The sequence below is a fragment of the Priestia sp. P5_B4 genome (genome assembly GCF_056400385.1).
Map to the genome: position 1 here is coordinate 1 of NZ_JBFULJ010000307.1, position 4,120 is coordinate 4,120.

The following is a 4,120-nucleotide window of genomic DNA, read 5'->3' on the forward strand; positions in this document are numbered from 1 at the left end:
GGCTATTATACCATTTTCTATTAAGCAAATATGGTATATATGTATAATAGTTGAACAAAATAACCATTTATTTCTTATAAAGCAAGAGATTGAACACACTTTATCAACGCAGTAAAAAAGAAAGAACATCTCAAGAAATGGTAATTTAACAAAAAGGAGAAAACAACAGTGGGATTTTTAATTGGCATATCAGGAAGCATTATTGTGGATCAAGGAGGACGCTTTCCAGGCTATAAGCGAGCGTATGTGAATAATGACTATATCGAATCAACAGCGCTCAGCGGCGGAATTCCTTTTATCTTGCCAGTGCTAAAAGATGAAGAAATGATTAAAGCGCAGGCAGAAAGTATAGACGGGTTGATTTTATCAGGTGGTCAAGACGTTAATCCCCTTTTATACGGAGAAGAACCGACAACCAAAACGGGTTCACCTTTTTTAGCACGAGATCAGTCTGAACAGCTATTGTTAAAGCATGTGATCGATCAAGGAAAGCCGGTGTTAGCGATTTGCCGCGGCTTACAAATTTTGAACGTTGCTTACGGCGGGACTCTTTATCAAGACATGTCAGACATTAAAGAGTCATTTATCAAACATGATCAATACAAAAATACAAGCGACCCTTCTCATTCCATCATGATTAAAGACGGAACACGCCTGCATGACCTTTACGGTAATCAAGCTCTTATTAATTCATTTCACCATCAAGCTATTAAAGACGTAGCGCCAGGTTTTGAAGTTTCTGCATGGGCAAAAGATGGAGTTATTGAAGCCATTGAAAAACAAGGAAAACAATTTGTAGTCGGCGTCCAGTGGCATCCAGAAATGATGGCAAAAGAACATACTTCAATGCTAAACTTGTTCAAACTGTTTATGGAGCATGTGCAGCAGTCGGCTGTAAAAAAAGTCAGCATTTGACGTTTTAATCTACTGCGTCACCAATACAAAAAGGCAGGCCATTATAATGGCCTGCCTTTTTGTATTACCTGAAGATACGCATAGAAATCTAGACAAATTTTCATCTATTAATAAAGAAGAAAAACAGCGCAAGCATCTTTAGCTTTTACAATATTTCAATATATCCTTCTGTTCCATGTACGCGAATTTGCTGTCCGTCTTTTATCAGCCGAGTAGCATTCTCTACGCCGACAACCGCTGGCAATCCGTATTCACGTGCAATGACTGCTCCATGAGTCATCAGTCCGCCAACTTCCGTAACAAGCCCCTTTATCCCTACAAATAACGGGGTCCAGCTAGGGTCAGTAAAGGAAGTAACTAATATATCTCCCTCTGATAGATTAGCATTTTCCATGTTTAAAATGACGCGCGCTCGCCCTTCTACCACTCCTGAAGAAACCGGTAAACCTACAATTGCTTGGGACGGAAGATTTTCTCGTTTGTACGCACCTGTAACAATTTCGCCATGAGACGTGATTACACGCGGAGGTGTTAGCTTTGTGTATAATCGGTATTCTTCTTTTCGCTTGGTAATGATTTGATCATTCACTTTATGTGTGCGCACGACTTCTTGAAGTTCGTCAAACGTCAGATAGTATATATTTTCTGTTTCAGAAATAACACCGGCTTTTACAAGCTGAGCGGCTTCTTTCAGCAGAGCCTGTTTATAAACAAAATAGCGATTAATCATGCCGTATTTGGGATATTCACGATAACCGATAAAATTCCGCATGAGATTAATCTTTTCTTTTGTTTCTTTTGCTTTTTGTTCACCATCCGGCAATTGCTTCAAGCGGTTTAATAGCTCTTGCTCTTTTTTCAAGGCTTCCTGCAGGCCTTTTTCAAATTTTTGCTTGCTAGCGTTAGCCTCAAAGTTTTTAATATTACCAAGAATCACAGGGATAAGTGCAGCCGGCTTTTCGCTCCAGCGAGTTTTCGTAATATCGATTTCGCCGGGGCATCGCATTCCGTATTTGCTGAGATAATCATAGATAGCGTCTTGAGTTTTCTCTCCGCCTTCAAACTTAACCAGTTTCTCCAAAAAGTTATCATCTTTTACGTGTTGTAAATAATGGATGACTTCTGGATAAGGACGAATCACATCTGCGACATCCAATAGCGCCAGACCCATTTCTGATGTAATATTGTTTGGTACAGATTGAGAAATCACGTCTGCTGCGTTTTTTTCACCTAGCCACGTCTCCATTTTTTCATTGATCCATGATGAAGCATCCATAGCAGCCATAAACACAGCTGTACTTTGTGGGTCAAATAAAATCTTCTTTAATGTCCCGATATCTTCTGAAATAAAATCGACTAATTCCGACCCAGATTTCGTTTGGATGGTTTGCTTTAGCTCTTCTATTGATGCTTGATTTTTCTTGATCAAGTCAGAAACTATGGTCGAGTCGTTTTCGATTTGTGTCTTAGGCTTCGTAGGCGGCATGCTTTTATTGCTTTTACCAGAACTTTGATCATTTGGTAAAGGTTTTATAAAGTCTCCTCGCTCTATTATGCTTGTAAGTGCGTCTTTCATGAGGGGATCATGTTGTCCCATGGCACCTAACATCATTTTTCTGCTGTCAGATGAAGCCAGCATAGGGGTGACATCAACAAACAGCCTTCCACCGGCTGTACGCATAGGTGCATTAGTCGTTAACAGAAAAAAAGACAACCCCAGTGGTTTCATGGCATCGGTCATCATTTGTTGATGTCCAACAGATACATAAACGCGATTTTCCTGATCATGTGCTTCAGGAATTGGATATAAAGTAGTGATTGGACGACTTTGAACAATATAAAATGTATCCTCAGCCAAGCACCATTCAATATCTTGAGGACAACCGAAGTAAGCTTCAAGCTGTCTTCCAACGCGTTCTAGCTGTAAAATTTGAGAGTCAGTGAGCGCTTGCGTTTTTTGTAGATCGAAATGAACTTCCTTTGTTTCTGTTCCGCCTTCTTTTAATCCGTAAATAGCTACCTTTTTAGCTGCTATTTTTTTATCGACGATTTCGCCTTCTTTTACTTTATAGCAATCGGCAGAGACCAAACCTGACACTAGCGCTTCTCCAAGTCCAAATCCCGCATCGATTGATAACAGCTTTCGGTTAGAAGTAATTGGGTCAGCGGAAAATAAAATACCTGAAGCCTGCGGAAAAACCATTCGTTGAACAATAACAGATACGTGCACTTGACTATGGTCAAATCCATTTTTAATACGGTAGGTTACCGCACGATTTGTAAACAGGGAAGCCCAGCATTTGCTAATGTGCTGCAGAATAGCTTCTTTGCCTCTGATGTTTAAATAGGTGTCATGCTGACCAGCAAAAGAAGCATGTGGCAAATCTTCAGCAGTCGCACTTGAACGAACGGCATAAGCATGCTCTTCCCCAAACTGAGAGAGAGAATGAATAACTGCTTTTACAACGTCCGAAGGAATTTTTATTTCCAGAATGATTTGGCGGATTTTTTCGCTAATTTCACCAATTTGATCTCGGTCATCAGCTTTTAGCATCGTCAGCTGGTTCAGTAACGCTTGAAACGTTTCATTTTGTTCAAGGGCTTTTTGATACCCGGCCGCTGTCACACAAAATCCTTCCGGTACTTGTATTCCTTGAATTTTTGRTAACGCGCCTAAATTTAAGGCTTTTCCTCCCACAAGTGAAAGCTGTGTATCTTTTATTTCTTGAAAGCTAAGAACTAAAGAGTTCATTCAACATCTCTCCTAACCGGTAATGTTTTATTGATTTTACCAGCAGTAAATGAGAATAAACAGTCTATATCGGCGTTTTTTTATGTGGTATAATTAAAGTAGGAAGAGAAATACATACCTTTTTGTTTGCGGTTACATTTTTAAAAGTTGTATAACTAACTTATCTAATTGATTCGTATCCTTTTTAAAGCAGGTAAGTACACGTTTGAAGGATTTGTTGTTCTTCCTCATTTAACACTTTCTTTTTAGAGAATGAAATTTCAACATCTCTCCTCATTTTAACCCTTCTTTCATTTGGTCACCTGAAGAGTCTAGCTCATTAGATGATTAACTCTCTTTTTTTGAACTATTCCGAAACCATAGTATTACGAATGTATCTCTTCGCTCGTTTTCTAGCAAGTGTATAAATAATCACCTGCAGCACAAGCGCCGCAAGGCTTATCAGTACTACTT

At 39.4% G+C, this 4,120-nt stretch carries 2 protein-coding genes; one reads left to right on the forward strand and one right to left on the reverse strand.

Annotated elements, in window-relative coordinates; all coding sequences use genetic code 11:
* The first annotated feature begins 168 nt into the window (after positions 1 to 168).
* Positions 169 to 915 carry a gamma-glutamyl-gamma-aminobutyrate hydrolase family protein gene (locus AC1DRF_RS18105; RefSeq protein WP_043981888.1) on the forward strand — a complete coding sequence of 249 codons (747 nt, stop codon included), beginning with the start codon at positions 169 to 171 and terminating at the stop codon, positions 913 to 915.
* Positions 916 to 1,060: 145 nt separating this feature from the next.
* On the opposite strand, the gene ppsA is transcribed toward AC1DRF_RS18105, so the two are convergent.
* Positions 1,061 to 3,667 (reverse strand): phosphoenolpyruvate synthase, encoded by a 2,607-nt coding sequence (gene ppsA / locus AC1DRF_RS18110; protein WP_477741327.1) that lies wholly within the window; start codon positions 3,665 to 3,667, stop codon positions 1,061 to 1,063.
* Positions 3,668 to 4,120: the final 453 nt, after the last annotated feature.